This is a genomic window from Tundrisphaera macrotermitis (assembly GCF_051175315.1).
GTDB lineage: Bacteria > Planctomycetota > Planctomycetia > Isosphaerales > Isosphaeraceae > Tundrisphaera.
In genome coordinates, this window is the sequence record NZ_CP195100.1 from 3,552,571 (window position 1) to 3,571,250 (window position 18,680).

At 70.5% G+C, this 18,680-nt stretch carries 11 protein-coding genes; 8 read left to right on the top strand and 3 right to left on the bottom strand.

What is annotated here, in order from left to right; all coding sequences use genetic code 11:
* The first annotated feature begins 30 nt into the window (after positions 1-30).
* Genes TA3x_RS14275 through TA3x_RS14300 form a run of 6 tightly spaced genes read left to right on the top strand, consistent with a single transcriptional unit; the run spans position 31 to position 11,646 of the window.
* Complete coding sequence (locus TA3x_RS14275; RefSeq protein ID WP_435015317.1) at positions 31-996, top strand: DUF58 domain-containing protein; 966 nt, start codon at positions 31-33, stop codon at positions 994-996.
* Entirely contained in the window at positions 993-3,080 is a 2,088-nt protein-coding gene (locus TA3x_RS14280; RefSeq protein WP_435015318.1) for a BatA domain-containing protein, read from the top strand. The genes TA3x_RS14275 and TA3x_RS14280 overlap by 4 nt, the downstream gene beginning before the upstream one ends.
* The gene (locus tag TA3x_RS14285; protein WP_435015319.1) at positions 3,077-6,958 is read left to right on the top strand and encodes a hypothetical protein; all 3,882 of its coding nucleotides are present in this window, start codon (positions 3,077-3,079) and stop codon (positions 6,956-6,958) included. Before TA3x_RS14280 ends, TA3x_RS14285 begins: the two co-directional genes overlap by 4 nt.
* Complete coding sequence (locus TA3x_RS14290; protein WP_435015320.1) at positions 6,955-9,318, top strand: glutamine amidotransferase; 2,364 nt, start codon at positions 6,955-6,957, stop codon at positions 9,316-9,318. The genes TA3x_RS14285 and TA3x_RS14290 overlap by 4 nt, the downstream gene beginning before the upstream one ends.
* 29 nt (positions 9,319-9,347) lie before the next feature.
* Positions 9,348-10,328, top strand: coding sequence for a hypothetical protein (locus TA3x_RS14295; protein WP_435015321.1), 981 nt, complete (start codon positions 9,348-9,350; stop codon positions 10,326-10,328).
* A 58-nt stretch (positions 10,329-10,386) separates the two neighbouring features.
* Positions 10,387-11,646 (top strand): hypothetical protein, encoded by a 1,260-nt coding sequence (locus TA3x_RS14300; protein ID WP_435015322.1) that lies wholly within the window; start codon positions 10,387-10,389, stop codon positions 11,644-11,646.
* A 37-nt stretch (positions 11,647-11,683) separates the two neighbouring features.
* Here the strand turns inward: TA3x_RS14300 and TA3x_RS14305 are convergent, their stop codons facing one another.
* Positions 11,684-13,849, bottom strand: a complete 2,166-nt coding sequence (locus TA3x_RS14305; protein ID WP_435015323.1) for a S9 family peptidase — start codon at positions 13,847-13,849, stop codon at positions 11,684-11,686.
* A 186-nt stretch (positions 13,850-14,035) separates the two neighbouring features.
* Between TA3x_RS14305 and TA3x_RS14310 the strand changes: the two genes are divergently transcribed.
* Entirely contained in the window at positions 14,036-15,052 is a 1,017-nt protein-coding gene (locus tag TA3x_RS14310) for a DUF1559 domain-containing protein (RefSeq protein WP_435015324.1), read from the top strand.
* Between the two features lie 136 nt (positions 15,053-15,188).
* Positions 15,189-16,268, top strand: coding sequence for a spore photoproduct lyase family protein (locus tag TA3x_RS14315; protein WP_435015325.1), 1,080 nt, complete (start codon positions 15,189-15,191; stop codon positions 16,266-16,268).
* Between the two features lie 146 nt (positions 16,269-16,414).
* Here TA3x_RS14315 and TA3x_RS14320 read toward each other — a convergent pair whose 3' ends face one another.
* Together TA3x_RS14320 and TA3x_RS14325 are read right to left on the bottom strand one after the other, a co-directional pair.
* Positions 16,415-17,368: a DUF6321 domain-containing protein gene (locus tag TA3x_RS14320; RefSeq protein ID WP_435015326.1), complete on the bottom strand. Its 954-nt coding sequence runs from the start codon at positions 17,366-17,368 to the stop codon at positions 16,415-16,417.
* A gap of 116 nt (positions 17,369-17,484) precedes the next feature.
* Entirely contained in the window at positions 17,485-18,675 is a 1,191-nt protein-coding gene (locus tag TA3x_RS14325) for a 3-dehydroquinate synthase (protein WP_435015327.1), read from the bottom strand.
* Between the last annotated feature and the right edge of the window lie 5 nt (positions 18,676-18,680).

The window sequence follows — 18,680 nt, forward strand, 5'->3', positions numbered from 1 at the left end:
CGCGATCCTGACCAGGGAGCGAACCGCACCATGCCCGCCCGCCCCGACGCCCCGGCCCCGCCCCGGCCCGGATCGACCATCGATCCCCGGGCCCTGATGCGGATCAAGAGCCTGCAGCTCCGGGCGCGGGCGACCGTGGAAGGCTTCCTCAAGGGGATCCACCGCAGCCCGTTCCACGGCTTCTCGGTCGAGTTCAGCGAGTATCGCCAGTACAGCCCCGGCGACGATACCCGCCACATCGACTGGCGGCTGTTCGCCCGGTCCGACCGCTACTACGTCAAGCGGTTCGAGGACGAGACCAACCTCCGCTGCACCCTGGTCGTCGACACCAGCCGGTCGATGCAGTACCGCTCCGGCGCGTACAGCAAGGGGGAGTACGCCCGGACCACGGCCGCCACGATCGCCCACTTCCTCGGCCTCCAGCGCGACGCGGTCGGGTTGCTGACCTTCGAGGATCGGATCACCGATTACCTCCCTCCGCGGCTCCGCCCCGGCCAGCTCCGGCGCCTGATGGGGATGCTCGACCGCGAGCCGACCGGCCGGTCGACCGACCTGGATGCTCCGCTGGAACAGGTCGCGGCGACCGTCCGCAAGCGCGGGCTCGTCATCCTCCTGTCCGACCTCCTGGCGCCGGTGGAAACGCTCAAGTCGCGGCTCGGATCGCTCCGGGCCCGGGGGCACGAGGTCGTCGTGCTCCGCATCCTCGACCCGGCCGAGGTCGAGTTCTCGTTCGCGACCCCGTCGATGTTTCGCGACGTGGAGTCGGGCCGGCAGCTCTACATCGACCCGGACGCCGCCCGCGCCGAGTATCTCCGCAAGTTCGCCGACCATGCCGAGGCCATCGAGCGGGCGTGCTCGGACCAGGGGATCGACTACCAGTCGATCCGGACCGACCAGCCCCTGGAATTGATCCTGTTCGACCTGCTCAAGTCCCGGATGCGGCGCGGCCGACCGGGCGGCCGACGCAGTGCCCCGGGGCAGGGGGCATCGCGATGAGCCTGCTCGCGCCGCTGTACCTGCTGGGGGCGTTGGCCGTCGTCGCGCCGATCGTCTTCCACCTGATCCGCAGGACCACCCGGGGCGAGGTCCCGTTCAGTTCCTTGCTGTTCCTCTCGGCGTCCCCCCCGCGCCTGACCCGCCGCAGCCGGCTCGACCACTGGCCGTTACTCCTGCTCCGGTCCACCGCCCTGATCCTGCTGGCGATCGCGTTCGCCCGGCCGTTCCTCCGGGAACTGTCGATCCTCAACCTGGGGTCCGGCGAGCGGAGCCGGGTCGCGGTCCTGATCGACGCCAGCGCCAGCATGAAGCGGGGGGATCTCTGGAAGCAGGCCCAGGCCGCCGCAGCGGACGCGATCGACGCGACCGGCCCGGACGATCAGATCGCCGTGCTCGCCTTCGACACGGGCACGCGAACGGCGTTCGGCTTCGGGCAATCCCAGGCCCTCGACGCATCGCGCCGCCAGGCCGCCGCGCGCGGGGTCGTGGCCGGCCTGGCTCCGTCGTGGCGGGGGACCGACCTGGGGCATGCCCTGATCGACGCCGTGGGGGCGATCGAGGACGTTGGCGACGCGGCGGGCAAGGCGTCCCGGATGCGCCGGCGGATCGTCCTGGTGAGCGACATGGCCCAGGGGTCGAAGCTCGACGCCCTGGGCGGCTTCGAATGGCCGTCGGACGTCGAGATCGAATGGAAACGGATCGGCGTCTCCGGCTCCAACGCCGGGATCCAAAGGCAATCTGGCCCGGCCGAGGGGGAGGGGACCGCCGAGAAGGACGGTGGCATCCGGGTGCGGGTCGCCAACGATCCGCTCTCGAAACGGGACACCTTCGCCCTGGCCTGGGCGGGCGACCCGGGGCCGCCGACCTCGGTCTACGTCCCGCCCGGGGAGAGCCGGGTGGCCAAGCTGCCCCGGCCCCTGGCGTCGGGCTCGCTCCGGCTCCGGGGCGACGACTTCGACTACGATGACACCCTGTTCGTGGCGGCCGAGCCCGCCGAGCCGGCCACCGTCCTGTTCGTCGGGCCCGACGCGGCCGACGATCCGGCGGGCTTGCTCTATTACCTCACGCGGGTGTTCGAGGGGGATGGCCGCCGGGCGATCACGGTCGAGCCGAGGTCGCCGACCGCCGCGCTGACGAAGCCGGCCGACCGCTCCCTGCCGATGATCGTGCTGGCCGGGGAGACCACGGCGGGCAACGTGGACTTCCTCCGGTCCTTCGTCCGAGACGGCGGGACGCTGGTGGCGGTGCCGGCCGCGGGACGGGCCGAGGCCCTGGCGGCCGTGGCCGAGGTCCCGCCCTTCGACGTCGCCGAGGCGCCGGTCAAGGGGGATGTCCTGCTCGGTGAGATCGCCTTCGACCATCCCCTGTTCGCCCCGTTCGCCTCGCCCCAGTTCAACGACTTCACCAAAATCCACTTCTGGAAGCGTCGGTCGTGGCCATCCGACGCCCTCGGCCCCGACGCCCGGGTGCTGGCCCGGTTCGAGGGGGGCGACCCAGCCGTCGTGGAGAAGGCCGCCGGAAAGGGCCGAATCGTGGTCCTGGCGAGCGGCTGGACGCCCGCCGATGGCCAGCTCGCCCGCTCGTCGAAGTTCGTCCCGCTGATGGCCGCGCTGCTGGATCGCGGCGATGCCACGCCCGAGGCCACCGATCTCCGCGTGGGCGATCCGATCCCGCTGTCGCCCGACGCCCGGTCGGTCCGGACGCCCGACGGCTCGGACGTGCCGGTCGAGGCCGGGTCCGCCTCGTTCGCAGCGACCGAGTCGCCGGGCGTGTATGCGATCGAGTCGGCCGGTCGGAAGACCCGGCTGGTCGCGGTGAACCTCGACCCGGCCGAGAGCAAGACCGCCCCGCTGCCGATCGAGACGCTGGAGCAGTTCGGCTGCCGGATGGCGAGCCCGACCCGCGAGGCGGCCGAGCGCGAGAGCCGGAGGCAGATGCAGAACGCGGAGCTGGAAGGTCGCCAGAAGGCATGGCGGTGGCTGATCCTGGCGACGATCGGCGTCCTGATCCTGGAAACCGGCCTGGCGGGGTGGCTCGGTCGCCCCCGTCCCCTTCCTTCGTCAGCGGAGGCCCCGGCGACATGAACGCGGAACTGGAACGGGCGCTGGAACGGGTCGCGCATCGGGTCCGGCTGGTCCGGCTCTGGTCGGCGCTCGCCCTCTGCTGGCTGGTTTGGGCCTCGGCCGGGCTGGTGCTGATCGGGCTGGGCGTCCGGCCGTCGCCCGGCCTCCTGGCGGGCCTCGCCGTCGCGGTGGTCGGGTCGGGGGTGGCGTGCGGGGTCCTCGCCTGGAGGTCGGTGCGGGATGCCCGTTGGGTCGCCCGCCGGGTCGAGGCGCGGCACCCGGACCTCGATGCCGGGCTGCTCGCTGCCGTCGAGGAACTGCTCCGGCCGACCGCCGAGCCCGCGGGGTTCCTCCGCGATGCCGTGATCCGCTCGGCGGCGCGACACGCCCGCACCCACGACTGGAACCGCGCCGTGCCGTCCTCGCGGATGGGCGGGGCGATCCTGGCCCACGTCGTCGCGACGGCCGGGCTGGTCGCGGTCGCGGCCACCCTGGTCGGGTCGACCCCGACGCGGGCCGAGATCCTGGCCGACGCCGCCCGGCCCGCCGACCCCTCGACGATCCAGGTCGAGGTCGAGCCGGGCAACGCCTCGGTGGAACGCGGCTCATCGTTGCTGGTCGTCGCCCGGTTCCCGGGCTATGTCCCCCCGGACGCCAGCCTCGTCATCGAGGCCCCGGCGAACCCCGGGCCGGCCCGGCCGATGGCACGGAGCCTGGACGACCCGACCTTCGCCGGCCGGATCGAGTCGGTGGATGCCGACCTATCCTACCGGATCGAGTTCGCTGGCCGGAGCAGCGAGACGTTCCGCGTCCGCACCTTCGAGTATCCGGCGTTGCTCCGCACCGACGCCCGGCTCGCCTTCCCCGCCTACACCGGCATGGAAACCCGGATCGCCGAGGACATCCGCCACGCCTCGGCCATCGAGGGGACCGAGTTGACCCTGACCTGCCGGCTCAACAAGGAGGTCGCCTCCGCCCTGCTGGTCGACGAGACGGGTGCGGAGATCCCGCTCCTCCCGGGCAAGGAGGATCCCCGCCTGCACACGGCGACGTGGACCCTGACCGACTCGCACCGCTACAAGGTCCGCCTCGTCGATCGGGACGGGCTCAAGAACAAGGTCGTGCCCGAGATCGCGGTGAACGTGACCCGCAACAAGCCGCCGACGATCCTGGTCACCCGGCCGGGGCACGACGCGCGGGTCTCGCCGGTCGAGGAACTGCCGGTCAAGGCGGAGATCGCCGACGACTTCGGCATCATCCGACATGGCCTCAGCTATGAGCTGACCGGAGTGGAACCGCGCGACCTGCCGATCGGCGATGGCCAGGCCGCCCTGGGCAAGAAAGTGCTGGCCGATCACCTGATCGACTTCGAATCCCTGAAGGCCGAGCCCGACCAGCTCGTCACCTATCATGTCTGGGCCGAGGACTTCGGCCCCGACGGCAAGCCCCGGCGCACCGACGGCGACATGTTCTTCGCCGAGGTCCGCCACTTCGAGGAGATCTTCCGCCAGGGCGAACCCCCCTCGGGCGATCAGGAGTCGCAGGAACAACAGCAGGGGGGCAACGCCCAGCAGGCCGAACAACTGGCCGAGTTGGAGAAGCAGATCATCAACGGCACCTGGAAGGTCATCCGCCGCGAGATCAAGGCGACCCCGAGCGACGCCTTCAAGTCCGATGTCGAACTGCTCCGCGACTCCCAGGCCCAGGCGATCGAGCAGGCCGTGGCCATGGGCGAAAAGCTGACCGACGCCGCCTCCAAGGCCAGCCTGGAGAAGGCGGTCGAGGCGATGTCCCGCGCCGGCGACCTCCTGGGCAGGGCCGCCGGTGAAGCGTCGATCCCCGGCCTCACGCCCGCCCTGGCCGCCGAGCAGGCCGCCTATCAAGCCCTGCTCAAGCTCCGCGCCCGCGAGTTCGAGGTGACCCGGCAGAACTCCAGCCAGCGGCAATCCCGGGGCGGATCGGCCTCGGCCTCCCAACGTCAGCTCAACCAGCTCGAACTGAAGGATGACGAGAATCGGTTCGAGCAGCAGAGCAAGGCCCGCCAGGATGAGGCCTCCGCCAGGGAGCAGGAGCGGCGCGAGACCCGGCAGGTGGTCAACCGGCTCAAGGAACTGGCCCAGCGCCAGGGCGACCTCAACCAGCGGGTCAAGGAGCTGCAGGCGGCCCTGGAAGCCGCCAAGGACGACCCGGCCAAGGAGGAGATCGAGCGCCAGCTCAAGCGGCTCCGCGAGCAGCAGCAGCAGATCCTCCGCGACACCGACGAACTTCAGGAGCGGATGGAAAACGAAGCCAACCGCGAGCGGATGGCCGAGGCCCGCCAGCAGGTCGAGGAAGGCCGCGAGCACGTTCGCCAGGCATCCGAGGCCCTCGAAAAGGGCCAGCTCTCCCAGGCCGTGACCGAAGGGGCCCGCGCCGGGCAGAAGCTCGACGAGGTCAAGGAAGATCTCCGCAAGAAGTCGTCCGACCAGTTCTCCGAGCAGATGACCGCGATGCGCGACCAGGCCCGCAAGCTCGACGAGGGCCAGGACAAGCTCACCGAACGGCTCGACGCCTGGAAGGACTCGGCCCAGAAGACGCTCCGCGACACCGAGGATCGCCAGAAGCTCAAGGAAGCCCTGGAAGGCCAGCGCAAGGGGTTCGAGGATCTCGTCGACCGGATGCAGAAAACCGTCCAGGAGGCCGAGGAAACCGAGCCCCTGCTCGCCAAGAACCTGTTCGATGCCGCCCGCAAGGCCGACGTCCCCGGGACCGACGGCGAACTCCAGGACGCCGGCCAGCTCGTGGATGCGGGCATCGCCAACGAGGCCGCCGAGTCGTCCCGCCGTGCCGGCCGGGGGATCGAGCAGGCCCGCGAGGGCGTCGAACGCGCGGCCCGCGCCATCCTCGGCGATGAGACGGCCGCCCTCAAGCGTGCCCAGGGAGAAGTCGAGGATCTCGCCAACCAGATCAACCGCGAGATCGCCCAGGCCAACGGCGACCAGCCCGGGGCGATCCCGCCCATTTCCGGCAATCCCGGCGGCACCGAGCCCGGCCGTCGCGATCGCCCCGAACAACCCGGGGAGCCCCAGGCCGGACAGGCCCGGGACGGCGAGGAAGCCGGACAGCCCGGCCGACGTCCAGGGCAGGAAGGCCAGGAAAGGCAACCCGGCCAGGGGCGGGAAGGCAACCAACCCGCCCAGCAACCCGGACGGCGTCAACCCGGGCAAGAGCCGGGCCAGCAGCCCGGCGAAGGCCAGCAGCCGGGGCAGGGGCAACAGCCCGGCCAGCAGGGCGAAGGACAACAGCCGGGCCAGGGCCAGCAGCCCGGCCAGGGCGAACAGCCAGGACAGCAAGGACAAGGACAACAGCCGGGCCAGGGGCAGCAACCCGGCCAACAAGGCCAGGGCCAGCAGCCCGGGCAACAAGGCCAGGGGCAGCCGGGCGGCCAGCAGCCGGGCGGCGGGAACCGGCCGGGGGGCGGGCAGCCGCCGCAACCGGGCGGGCGACAGCCGTCGGAACTGGAACGACTGCTGGAAGGGATGGCGGGTAATAACGGCGGCGGTCCGGGGGGAAGTCCGGGTGGGCCGATCACCGGCGAAGGGTTCCGGCAGTGGTCGGACCGGATGCGTGAGGTCGAGGAACTGCTCGATGATCCCAACCTCAGGGCCGAGGCCGCGCGGATCCGCGACCGGGTCCGGGGGGCCCGCGAGGAGTTCAAGCGGCACGCCAAGACCCCGGACTGGAAGGAGATGCAAGGCATGGTCGCCGAGCCGATCCGCGAGCTGGCCCGGCGGATCGGCGAGGAGGTCCGGCGCCGCGAGGATCCCGACGCGCTGGTGCCGATCGACCGCGACCCGGTCCCGCCCCGCTATGCCGAAGGGGTGAGACGCTATTACGAACGCCTGGGGAGCGGCAAATGACCGTGCCGACGCTGATCCTCGGCACCCCCGGCTGGTGGGCCGTCGCGGCCGGCCTGATGGCCCTCGCCGCGGCCGTGATCGCCTGGAGCTATGGCCGGGCCGGGGGCAAGCCCTCGGTCCGCCTGGCCTGCGCCCTGCTCAAGGCCGCGGGCCTGGCGGCACTGTCCCTGATCCTGCTCGAACCTCTGCTCACCGGCACCCGGCCCCGCAAGGGGGCAAACTCGTTCGCGGTGCTGGTGGATAACAGCCGAAGCCTCCAGATCCGCGATCGGGACGACCAACGATCGCGCGGCGACTGGGTGCGCGACCAGGTCCGGTCGGGGAGCCCCTGGGCGACCCGGCTCGGCCAGGACTTCGACGCCCGGTCCTACGTCTTCGATTCCCACCTCCGGTCGGTCGAGGGGTTCGATACGGCCCTCGACTTCGACGGCCCCGGCACGGCGCTCGGCTCGTCCCTGACGGCCCTCGCGAAGCGATTCCGCGGCCTGCCCCTGGCCGGGGTCCTCCTGTTCACGGACGGCAACCGGACCGACCTCGCCGGCCTGGACTGGTCGGCGTTGCCGCCGATCTACCCGGTGATCCCCCCCGCGCGAGGGGTGGCCCGCGATGTCGGGGTGCGCGACGTGGCGGTGAGCCAGACCAACTTCGAGGCCGCCCCGGTCGTCCTCCGCGCCGAGGTCTCGGCCGTCGGGTTCGGGTCCGAACCGATCGTCGCCGCCGTGTTCGACGAGGCCGGGGCGGAGGTGGAACGGCAGCAGGCGAAGGCCTCGGCCGACGGCCGGCCGCTCTCGTTCCGCTTCCAGTTCCGACCGATCAAGGCGGGGGTCAACTTCTACCAGGTCCGGGCCTTCCCGGCCTCCGAGGAGCCGAAGGCGGAGGCAGGACAGGTGCCGGCGAACTCGTCGGAGCAGACCCTGGCCAACAACCGCCGACTGGTGGTGGTCGACCAGGGGGGCGGGCCGTATCGGGTCCTGTATGTCGGCGGCCGGCCCAACTGGGAGTTCAAGTTCCTCCGCCGCGCCCTGAGCGAGGACGAGCAGATCCAGCTCGTCGGCCTGCTGCGGATCGCGCGTCGCCAGCCGAAATTCGACTTCCAGGCGTCCCGCAACCGGACCACCAGCCCCCTGTTCGACGGCTTCGACAACCCGGACGGCGACACGGCCGAGGCGTCCGACCGGCCGGTCCTGATCCGGCTCAACACGCTCGACGAGGTCGAGCTTCGCGACGGCTTCCCGAAGACGGCCGAGGAGCTATTCAAATACCACGCGATCGTCCTGGACGACCTGGAAGCCGGCTTCTTCACCCCGGACCAGCTCGCCCTGGTGCGGAACTTCGTCGGCGTGCGGGGCGGCGGCCTCTTGATGCTGGGCGGCCCCGACTCGTTCGCCCAGGGGAAGTACGACCGGACACCCATCGGCGAGCTACTTCCGGTCTACCTTAACGGGCCGGCCTCGGCCGCCACGTTCGCGGGCGACTGCCGCCTGGTGCTGACCCGCGAAGGCTGGCTGCAACCCTGGGTCCGGACCCGCAAGAGCGAGGACGAGGAGCGGAAACGGCTCGCGGCGATGCCCGCCTTCCAGACCTTGAGCCTGGCCTCGGGGATCAAGCCCGGCGCGGTGACGCTGGCCGAGGTGGCCGACGAGTCGGGCAACCCGGTCCCCGCCCTGGTAGCCCAGATGTTCGGCAAGGGGCACGTCGCGGCCCTGATGATCGGCGACCTGTGGCGGTGGGGGATCCGCCGCGAGACGCCCGAGGAGGACGACCTCGACCGCTCCTGGCGGCAGACCGCCCGCTGGCTGGTCAGCGACGTGCCGGGCCGGGTCGAATTGACCGTAAAGCCGGACCCCGACGCCGCGTCCAACGCCGTCGACCTGATCGCCCGGGTCCGCGACGCCGAGTTTCGCCCGCTGGATAACGCCAAGGTCACGCTCCGCCTGACCCTGCCCGGCGGCGACACGCTGAGCCTGGACGCCGAGCCGGATGCCCGGGAAAGCGGCCTCTACGCCGCGAGCTTCGCCCCCAAGCAGGCCGGGGCCCACCGCGTGGTCGCCTCGGCCGCCATGCCCGACGGCTCGGCCATCGGCGAGCGCGAGGCGGGCTGGGCGGCCCAGCCGTCGGCCGACGAGTTCGCCCGCCTGGAGCCCGACCGGGGGTTCCTCGCCGAGATCGCCTCCCGGACGGGCGGGGAAGTCGTCGATGGTCGCGGCCCCGATGCGTTGGTGTCCGGGCTGATGGCCCGGGGGGCCCCGATCACCGAGCCGTGGACCGCCCCGCTCTGGCACCATCCCCTGTACTTCGCCATCGCGATCCTCTGCTTCGCCGCCGAATGGGGCCTGCGACGGGTCAACGGCCTGCCCTGACCGAAGCGAAACCCTGCCAGGACCCGCCCATGCCGTGGCTCTGCCTCGCCCTGTCCCTCTGCCTGGCCTCCCCCAAACCGGCGGATCCGCCCCTGGTGATCGTGGTCGAGGGGGCACCGGGCACCCCGGAGTATGGCCGGGAGTTCCGCCGATCGGCCGACTTGTGGGAGAAGGCCGCCGCCCGGGGATCGGCCCGGCTGGTTCGGGTTGGGGAGGGCCATGGCGACGGCTCGGAGACCGACCGCGATCGGCTCCGAGCGGCCATGGAGGCCCGCGCGAAGGATGGCTCCCAGTCCCCGTCGTGGCTGGTCCTGATCGGCCACGGGACCTGGGATGGTCGCGAGGCCCGGTTCAACCTGCGCGGGCCGGATTTGTCGGACGCCGAGCTGGCCGAATGGCTCAAGCCGATCGCCACGCCGATCGCCATCGTGAACGGCGCCTCGGCGAGCGGGCCGTTCTTGCCGAAGCTCTCGGCCCCGAATCGGGTGATCGTCACGGCCACGCGGAGCGGCGACGAGCAGAACTTCGCCCGCTTCGGCCTGTATCTGGCCGAGGCGATCGCCGACCCGGCCGCCGACATCGACAAGGACGGGCAGACCTCGCTGCTGGAGGCGTTCCTCAAGGCGAGCGCCCAGGCGCAGGAGTATTATCGATCGCGGTCGCGGCTGGCCACCGAGCATGCCCTGATCGACGACAACGGCGACAAGCTGGGCACGCCCGCCGACTGGTTCCGCGGCATCCGGGCCACGAAGCGGGCCAAGGACGGCGCCGAGCTGGACGGCCTCCGGGCCAATCAGCGCACGCTGGTCCTCGGCGATCGCGATGCGACGCTCTCGCCGGAGGCCCTCCAACGCCGCGACCAGATCGAGGTGGCCGTGGCCTCGCTCCGGTCCAAAAAGACGAGTTTAGCCGAGGACGAATATTATCGGCAGCTTGAAGCCTTGATGCTGGAGCTAGCCCGATTGTACAAGGGGCCTTCCGACGCGCCGATCGCCCCGACCTCGCCGTGAACCGGGGCGGGGGGCGGGGCCGGACGGTCTTCCTCCCCCCCACGTGCGAGACGAACCCATGCGACACCCCCGACAAGTCCTCCCGCCGACCCTGGCACTGATCTTCGCCCTGATCGTGATCCCTCCCACCGCGAGGGCCGGGCAGGAGGGGAAGGGCTTTGTCTCCGTAGACGAGTCGCTGAGGCAAGGCGACCTCGCGGCCGCCGAGCGGCAGGTGGCGGAGAAGCTGCAGGCCGATCCCGGCGACGATTCCCTGCGCTTCGGCCTGGGCATGGTCCGGTTCCTCCGGGCGGTGGAGGCACGGATCCAGGCGTTCCATCGCCACGGCCTGGGCGTCAACCTCATGGGCATGGGCGGCCTGACCCGCCTGCCGGTCCCGCCCAATCCCAACCCCGAGCCGATCGACGCCGCCAAGGCCCGCACCCTTCTCCAGGCCTGGGTCGACGACCTGGCGGGGGTCGAGGCGACCCTGGCCGACATCAAGTCGGACGCGGTGAAGCTCCCGATCCACTTCGCCCTGGTCCGGCTCGACTTCGACGGCGACGGCACGGCCGGCGATGAGGAATCGCTCTGGAAGATCTACGAGCGGATGAACGGGGGGCAGGAGGGCCTGGAAGGAGCGGCCAGGGAACTCGTGGTCGCCTTCGATCGCGGCGACGTGGACTGGCTCCGCGGCTATTGCCACCTGCTCTCGGCCATGACCGAGGTGGTGCTCGCCCACGACTTCGCCCCCTGGTTCGAGCATTCCGGGCACGTCTTCTTCGCCGGCGCGAAGCCCCCTCAGCCCTTCCTCGACTCGCGGGAGGAGCGGGAAGGCAACCGGTTCATGTCCGACGTCCTGGATGTCGTGGCCCTGATCCATCAGGTCCGGATGGACGTGGCCGAGCCGGCGCGGTTGAAGGCGGTGCTCGCCCACCTGGAGGCGATGGTCGCGCTCAGCCGATCCACCTGGAAGTTCATCCAGGCCGAGGCCGACGATGATCGCGAGTGGATCCCCAACCCCAAACAGCACACGGTCATCGGCGTCGCGGTGACCGACGAGATGATCCAGGGTTGGCACCGCTTCCTCGACGAGTTCGAGGCCATCCTCCAGGGCCGGACGCTGGTCCCCTTCTGGCGCGGTCATCAGGCCGATCGCGGGATCAACGTCCGCCGCGTCCTGCTGGAACCGCGGCCCTTCGACCTCGTCCTGTGGGTCCAGGGGACGGCCGCCGCCCCCTACCTGGAGCGGGGCGAAGTCAGCTCGACCGAGACCTGGGGCCGGATCAACCGGATCTTCCGCGGCGAATTCATCGGGTTCGCCATCTGGTTCAACTGATCCGCGATGCGGGCGGAGTCGGACGCCCCGCCCGGGGTCATTCGGGCGGGGGGTCGTACTGCGGCATCGGCTTGCCGAGCAAGTACTTGTCGAACCAGTTGACCATGTGCTGGAGGCGTTCGACCCGGTGCCAGGGCTTGCCGGTGCGCGACAGGTCGTGCGTCTCGCCGGGGAAGCGGATCATCACGGTGGGTTTCTTGAGGGCCTTCAGGGCGCGGAACATCGCCTCGCCCCCGGCGGCGGGCGGGGTCCGGGCATCGGCTTCCCCCTCGATCAGCATCAAGGGGGTGTCGACCTTCTCGACGAAGGTGATCGGCGAACGGGCGGCGAATCGGGCGGGGTCCTGGAACGGGAATGTCTCGAACCAGGTCGGCCGGAACAGGGTGAAGTCGGCCGCATACCACCAGGCCGACCAGTCGGCGATCGATCGCTGAGAGACGGCCGCCGCGAATCGGTCGGTCTGCGTGATCGCCCAGTTGGTCAGCATCCCGCCGCCGCTCCCCCCGGTGATCCCCAGCTTCTTCGGGTCGATATATCCTCTGCGGATCAGCTCATCGACGCCCGCCATCAGATCCTTGTAGTCGTCGCCGGGATAGTGGTGCTGGATCGCGTTGCCGAACGCCTCGCCGTAGGTGCTGCTCCCGCGCGGGTTGGGGTAGAGCACCACATAACCCCGGGCGGCCAGCCACTGGAACTCGTGCGAGAACGTGTACCCATAGGCCGCGTGCGGTCCCCCGTGGATGTTGAGGATCAGCGGATACTTGATCTTGGGATCGAAACGGGGCGGCTTCTGGACCCACGCCTCGATCTCACGCCCGTCGAAGCTGCGGTACCGGATCGCCTCCGGCGGCGTGAGGTCCAGGCCTGCGAACAGGGCGGCATTGGGATCGACCAGCTTGCGGGGTTCCCCCTTCTTTTCCGGCTCCACCAGCTTCAATTGGCCGATGATCGTGGGCGAGGAGGCGAGGATCGCCAGCTTCGAGCCGTCCGCCGACCCGGAGAATCCGGCCACCTCCTGATCGCCCGACGTGACAGGATGGGATCGGCCGGTGGCGACGTCGAAGGATTCGAGGTTGGCCCGCCCCTCGCGGGCGACCCGGTCGATCAGCGACGACCCGCCATGTGCCCAGATCGGACGGGTCGGGGCCGTCCCCCGGGGCGGGTGCTGGTCCCCCGAGAGGGTCGATCCGACGTCGGCCTCGAACTCCTCGGTCAGGTTGCGGGGCGGTTGCTTCGCGCCGAGGTCGAGGACGAACAGGTCGTGGGTGGAATACGATCGCGCCGGCTCGTTGATCGTTCCCCGGAAGGCGATCCGCTTGCCGTCGGGGGAGGGGGCCAGGGTCGAGATCGAGCCCGGGATGGAGGCGACCTCGGCGATCGGCCCGCCGTCCGCCGCCACCGAGTAGATCGCCCCCCGATCGGCCCGGTGGGCCGGGTCCGGGTCGCGGGTCGAGAGGAAGTACAGGCGGCGGCCGTCCGGGGCCCACTGGGGATCCCACTCGTCGGACGGTCCGGAGGTGATCCGCCGGGGCGCGGGCCTGTCCTCGGCATCGGCCGAGACCGCCAGGATCCAGATGTGGGCGGGGTGCTTCGGGTCGCGGTATCCGGCGTGATCGGCGCGGAATTCGGAGCGGGTCACGATCCGGACGTCGCTCTCGCGCTCCGCGGCGACCGCCGCCTTGCCACGCTCGCGGATCTTCTGGAGCCGAGCCAGGTCCTCGTTCGACGTGGTGCTCAGGAAGGCGATCGACTTGCCGTCGGGGGACCACTCCGGCGCGGAGACCCCTTCCGGCAGCTCGGTCAGGACGCGCGGCTCGCCCCCCGCCAGGGACAGGACGAACAGTTGCGTCTTGCCCTTCTCCCCCTCGCCCCGGCGGAGGAACAGGAGCCGGGCGCCGTCCGGGGACCACCGGGGCAGCGTGTCTCGGGGGCCGTTGGTGAGCCGGCGGGGCGGCCCTCCGGCCGACGGCACCATCCAGATCGACGACTCGTAGTCGTCCTTGTCCCGATCCGCCGCGACGCGGACGTAGGCGATGGATTGGCCATCGGGCGAGATCCGGGGGTCGGCGGCCCACGCGAACCGGAACAGGTCGGTCTCGGCGATCGGACGGCGTTCGCCCCCGACCAGCGGGGCGGCGGGCAGCGTGGCGAACGCGATCATCAAGGCGAAGGAGACCGCCCGTCTCCGGCGCGTCGGGATCATCGCAAAACCTCTGGCGGGGCGCGACGGCCCGGATCTGGTACGCTCCGACGGATGCCATCCTACCGGGACGGTCGACGCGAAGCGATCGGACGCCGATGGCGGCCGGCCCGCCGTCGGCGGCGAGGATCGGCAGTCCCGGCCCGATCGGCGGGGCCCGCGATGTTTCGAGGATACAAAGGATTCGCCATGAACGAGGTCTCTTCCCGTCGCGCCCGGATCGGGCGCGGGTTCACCCTGATCGAGCTGCTGGTCGTCATCGCCATCATCGCGCTGCTGATCGGGCTGTTGCTGCCCTCCGTGCAGGCGTCGCGCGAGGCCGCCCGCCGGGCCCAGTGCGCCAACAACCAGAAGCAGCTCGGCCTGGCCCTGCATAACTACCTCTCGGTCCACAACACCTTCCCACCGTTCTCGGTCCTGCCCCGAACCCGCACCGCCCAGCCCTGGTCGGCGCTGGCCCGCCTGCTGCCGTTCATCGAGCAGACGGCCCTGGCCAACCTGATCAACTTCGACACCGACTTCGAGTTCCCGATGAAGCCGACCGTGGCCTCGACCCGCGTGGCCGCCTTCATGTGCCCCAGCGAGACCCAGGACCGGTCCCGGCCCACGGCCACGCTGACTTACTATCCGTCCAACCAGGCGTTCTTCTGCGGCTCGTGGTTCCAGTACGACCCGGCCAGCGACACCGCCGGCGATGGGGCGTTCCTGCCCAATCGCGCGATGCGCGCGACCGACTTCGCCGACGGCATGAGCTATACCCTGGCCGTCTCCGAGGGCAAGGCCTTCCAGGATAACATCTACGATTCCCGCGTCCCGGCGGCCCTGGGGGCACCGATCCCGGCGACCCCGGCCGAACTCGCGCCCTTCCTCCCGGCCGGCGTCTACGACCACAATGGGCACACCGAGTGGGTCGAGGGGGACATCCGCGAGACCGGGCTCACCACCACCTTCCCGCCCAACTTCAAGGTCCCGTTCATGCAGGCCGGCCGGACCCTCGACGTGGACTTCACCTCGATGCGCGACGGCGCATCAACCTCCCTGCCGACCTACGCCGCCGTGACCGCCCGGAGCTACCATCCCGGCGGCGTCAACATCCTGATGATGGACGGGTCGGGCCGGTTCGCCCGCGACTCGACCAACTCCGCCGTCTGGCGGGCGCTCGGCACCCGCGCGGGGGGCGAGGACGTCCGCAGCGATTCCTACTGATCCGGCCCGAAGTTGCCGCCCACGAACCGCGATCTGGCCGACCCAGGCCACGTTCGCCGGACCGGGGCAGGATGGCCCTCGACGGGCGGATACAACAACCCCGTCGAGAGTCCATCCGTCCCGGGGCGATGACCGCATGACAGACGCCCGGCCGATGCCGTCCCGGCTCCTGGACGTCGAGACGATTTACCTGGAGCCGGCGGTCCGCCTCTACGATCGGGGCCGGGAGATCCTGGCCCGGTTCCCGGACGCCCGGCAGGTGCTCGTCGATTCCCACTGGAACATCGCCGGGCTCCACAAGAACCGCGACGCCGCCGAGGACTGGCTCCCGATCAAGAAGGGGGTGCTGATCCTCGGCCTCCGCAAGTCGGTCGAGGTCCGGCCCAACGGCCGATCCGCCGACTTCATCGCCCCCGGCTATGCCAACGGCTGCGCGATGGCCTGTGCCTATTGCTACGTGCCGCGCCGCAAGGGGTACGCCAATCCCATCACCACGTTCGTCAACATCGATGACATCGGCGATGCGATCGCCCGCCACGCCCGGACGCTCGGCCCCAAGACCGAGTCCAATCAGGTCGACCCCGGCCTCTGGGTCTACGACATCGGCGAGAATGGCGATGGTTCGGTCGACGCCCTGATCTCGGACAACCTCCGCGACCTGGTCGATCGGTTTCGCGAGATCCCCAACGCCAAGGGCTCGTTCGCCACCAAGTTCGTCAACCGCGACCTGCTGGATTACGACCCGCGGGGCAAGACGCGGGTCCGGTTCAGCCTGATGCCGCAGGTGGCCGCCAGGGTGGTCGACATCCGCACGTCGCCGATGGAGGATCGGATCGCGGCGATCGATGACTTCGTGGCGGCCGGCTACGAGGTCCACCTCAACTTCAGCCCGGTCATCTTCTACCACCGTTGGCTCGAAGACTACGACGAGCTATTCCGCCGGGTCGATGCGGCCCTCTCCCCGCGTGCCAAGGCCCAGCTCGCGGCCGAGGTCATCTTCCTGACCCACAACCGGGGCCTCCACGAGGTCAACCTCGCCTGGCACCCGCTCGCCGAGGAACTCCTCTGGGTGCCCGACCTCCAGGAAGCGAAGGTTTCCGAGACCGGGGGCCACAACGTGCGCTATCGACGCGGCCTCAAGGGCCGGATGGTCGACGACTTCACCCGGCTCCTCCGCGACCGGATGCCCTACTGCCGGATTCGCTACGCGTTTTGATATCTCAAAGTCCGTGCGCGACGCGGCGATTCATCGACCCGCCGAATCCTTTGCCGGATGATCGAAGCGAGAACGTCAACGGTCGGGTGGCCCTCCCCGACCGTCGTCTTGTTCTGGGATTCATCCGGGGTGATGGGTTGTCGGGATCACTTCTTCGCCGATTTGCGGGCGGACTTCGCCGCCTTGGTGTTGGGGACGAACTGATCGTCTTGCCGCGACCCTTCCTTCTTCTTGCGATCGGTGGCCTTCCGCTCGGCGGGGCTCATCGCTTCCCAGGCGGCCTGGGGGAGATAGCGGGCTGTTTCGCCGTCGCGGACGGCGGGCTGGCCATCCTGGGTGGTCCATTTCTCCTCGGTCCAATCGTCGAGATGGGACTGGTCCTCGGTCTTCCGGCCCTTGCCCTTCGTGTATCCTCCCCCGGCCTTTTTGTACTCGGCCGCGAGCAACTGCAATTTGCGGGCGCTCCACTGGCCGGATTTGCCCCCTTTGTCCCCGTCCATGATCTCGGCCTTGAGCCGATCGCGCAGGGCAGGGTCGGTGTACGGACTGCCGCCCGAGGCATCCGACGGCTTGGCCTTCGCCTTGGGCCTGGAGCGGGGCGAGCGAGGAGCCGGCTTCTGGCCCGGTTGCTTGGCCTTGGCGTCGGATTTCGCCGCCTTCGGTGCCCCGGCCTTCGGAGCCTTCTTGGTGGTGGGCCTGGCCTTGGCCCCGCCGGCCTCTTTCTCCTGGGACTTGCGATAGCGATCCAGGAGGCTGGAGCCCTTATCGGCCAACTTCTTCGCGGCCTCGGGCGTCTTGGGAACCGGCTCGCCCCAGGCGTGGGCCTGGAGCGCCAGGCGGGTCGGCTGGCCGTCGTCGTCGACCAGGGGGCCGCGGAGGGTGGCGAAATGACGGCGGAGGAACGAGCCTTTCCGCTTGATCTCCTCCGGGGTCATGTCCTTGAGGGCCTTGGTCACCCCCGGTTTGAGGTTCGCCCCTTCCTTCTTCTTGAATGCCGCACGGCCGGCCGCCGTCAGGCCGCCCTCGGGGTCCTTGGTCGGGGGGGCCTTCTTCGTGTTCGACTTCTTGCCGCCGGCTGCCTTCGCCTTCGCCTTGGCCATGAGCGTATCACCCGGGGGATCGGGGGCCGGGTTGGGCGGGGGCGGCTCCCGAAACGCGGTTTCGATGCATCGATGGCAAGGACCACGGCAATCGTCGTGCCCGTCCGGCTGAAACCTCAAGCGGGGCGGGAAGGGGGGATCCAGCGGGCGACATGATCGATGGCCTGCCGCATCCGATCGCGGTCGACCTCGTGGACGTCGACCGGATCACCGACGGCGCGGAGCATGGTCAGGGTCAGCCGTCCCCCAAGATGCTGGCGGAACTCTTCCAGACCGTCGAACAGGGCGTCGGGATCGCCGAGGAGCGGGTCGGAGAGCGTGAACCCGAGGTCCGACAGGCAGCAGAGCACGCGCTCGGCGTCCGCCCCGGGCAGGCCGAGGGCCAGCGACGAATAGACGGTGTCGATCGCCACGCCGATGGCCACCGCCTCGCCGTGGCGGATCGCGAACTGGCTCAGCGGTTCGAGCCGGTGCGCCGACCAGTGGCCGAAGTCGAGCGGCCGGGCTTCCAGGGCCTCGAACGGATCGCCGCCCCGGGTGATGTGGTCGAGGTGCATCCGCACCGATTCGCGGATCGCGGCGCGGGTCGCGACGGGTTCGCGACGGCGGATGTCCCGAGCCTCCCGGCAGAGTCGATCGAAGCCGGAGGGGGACTTCAGGAGCGTCACCTTGACCGCCTCCGAGAACCCGGCGATGAAGTCGCGGTTGGGCAGGGTTTCCAGCAGGGCCGCGTCGTTGATCACGGCCCAGGGCACGGCGAAGCTGCCCAGCCAGTTCTTCTTGCCGAAGAAGTTGACCGCGTTCTTGACCCCGACCCCGCTGTCGGCCTGGGCCAGGGTCGTGGTCGGCAGTCGGATCAGGCGGATCCCCCGGTGGGCGACGGCGGCGGCGAACCCGACCGCATCGAGCACGGCCCCCCCGCCGATGACGACCACATATCCCCGGCGGTCGAGCCCGCAATCGTTCAGGGCCCGGAGCATCTCTTCGAGGTGGTGCGGGTGATTCTTGATCGCCTCGCCGCCGGGGACGACCCGGGCGGGCGCGGCGGGCGCGAACCGATCGGGGCGAGAGGCGGCCAGGGCATCGAGCCGGGCGACCAGATCCGGGCGGGCGGAGGCGACCCGGTCGTCGACCACGAAGAGGACGCGGGCCTGCCGCCCCTCGGAAGGTTCGAGCAGGTCGGTCAGGGCGCGGGATTCCTCGCCCTCGCCCAGCACGTCGGACGTGAACAGGAGCTGATGGCGGAAGGTCACCGCGAACGGTGCTTCGAGCCGGTCCGTGGCCGGGAGGTCGGTCGGGGTCTTCATCGCTC

Coding starts and splice junctions, on each gene's coding strand:
- TA3x_RS14275 (WP_435015317.1), top strand. CDS start 31: ATGCCCGCCCGCCCCGACGCCCCGGCCCCGCCCCGGCCCGGATCGACC.
- TA3x_RS14280 (WP_435015318.1), top strand. CDS start 993: ATGAGCCTGCTCGCGCCGCTGTACCTGCTGGGGGCGTTGGCCGTCGTC.
- TA3x_RS14285 (WP_435015319.1), top strand. CDS start 3,077: ATGAACGCGGAACTGGAACGGGCGCTGGAACGGGTCGCGCATCGGGTC.
- TA3x_RS14290 (WP_435015320.1), top strand. CDS start 6,955: ATGACCGTGCCGACGCTGATCCTCGGCACCCCCGGCTGGTGGGCCGTC.
- TA3x_RS14295 (WP_435015321.1), top strand. CDS start 9,348: ATGCCGTGGCTCTGCCTCGCCCTGTCCCTCTGCCTGGCCTCCCCCAAA.
- TA3x_RS14300 (WP_435015322.1), top strand. CDS start 10,387: ATGCGACACCCCCGACAAGTCCTCCCGCCGACCCTGGCACTGATCTTC.
- TA3x_RS14305 (WP_435015323.1), bottom strand. CDS start 13,849: ATGATCCCGACGCGCCGGAGACGGGCGGTCTCCTTCGCCTTGATGATC.
- TA3x_RS14310 (WP_435015324.1), top strand. CDS start 14,036: ATGAACGAGGTCTCTTCCCGTCGCGCCCGGATCGGGCGCGGGTTCACC.
- TA3x_RS14315 (WP_435015325.1), top strand. CDS start 15,189: ATGACAGACGCCCGGCCGATGCCGTCCCGGCTCCTGGACGTCGAGACG.
- TA3x_RS14320 (WP_435015326.1), bottom strand. CDS start 17,368: ATGGCCAAGGCGAAGGCGAAGGCAGCCGGCGGCAAGAAGTCGAACACG.
- TA3x_RS14325 (WP_435015327.1), bottom strand. CDS start 18,675: ATGAAGACCCCGACCGACCTCCCGGCCACGGACCGGCTCGAAGCACCG.